This window comes from Colwellia sp. MB02u-14 (assembly GCF_014076915.1).
In the GTDB taxonomy this organism is placed as follows: Bacteria; Pseudomonadota; Gammaproteobacteria; order Enterobacterales; family Alteromonadaceae; genus Colwellia_A.
Genome location: NZ_JACGUX010000030.1, coordinates 1 through 608, shown reverse-complemented (window position 1 = coordinate 608; position 608 = coordinate 1). Strand labels below are relative to the sequence as shown.

At 36.3% G+C, this 608-nt stretch carries 1 pseudogene; it reads right to left on the bottom strand.

The annotated features are described in order from the left end of the window. Positions 1 to 449: 449 nt before the first annotated feature. Positions 450 to 608 (bottom strand): annotated as a pseudogene (locus tag H4J52_RS02995) (IS110 family transposase); the annotation flags it as partial.

The following is a 608-nucleotide window of genomic DNA, read 5'->3' as shown; positions in this document are numbered from 1 at the left end:
AAACCATTTTTGGCTAGGTGCAAAACCTTATAACAAGCCATTCAAGCAGGACAAATAACAGCTGGCTATTTGCTCCTTCGTCGCTTATTTTAGCCAACTATCATTTGCCTCTTAATGGGGCGTTATATGTCGCCACTGTTCAAGTAATTATGTTTTGTAACTTGGGCATTTTATTTATTAGTTTGTGCTTATTTCCGTTCTTTTTTGTGGTAACTTTAGCGGCATAAATTAGTTTGTATTTTTGGTTATAGAGTTTTCGCCTAACTTGTTTTGTGGAAATAATTAGCCAAAGTGTAAAAGGCTCAAATTCACGGTTTGGTGGCAAGTGGCGAAAGGTTTTTTAAATCTACTCATTCCACGCTTTAACCTTTTATTGTTCTTGGTAACTTAAGTTTTTGCCATGTAAGCCACATATAACAACACGCCCTGAAGTGGACAACAAGTTAAATTTAGCTAGTTGTTGCAAATTTTAACAACGGCGAACCTCTTCGTTTTAATGCTTCTAAATATTTTGATTCGTTGTAGGGCGTCTTCGTTTTCCAGCACCTAAATACTATCCTAATCCACTTAAAAGCGAGAGACCTTATTATGCTGTTATGTGGTTTACC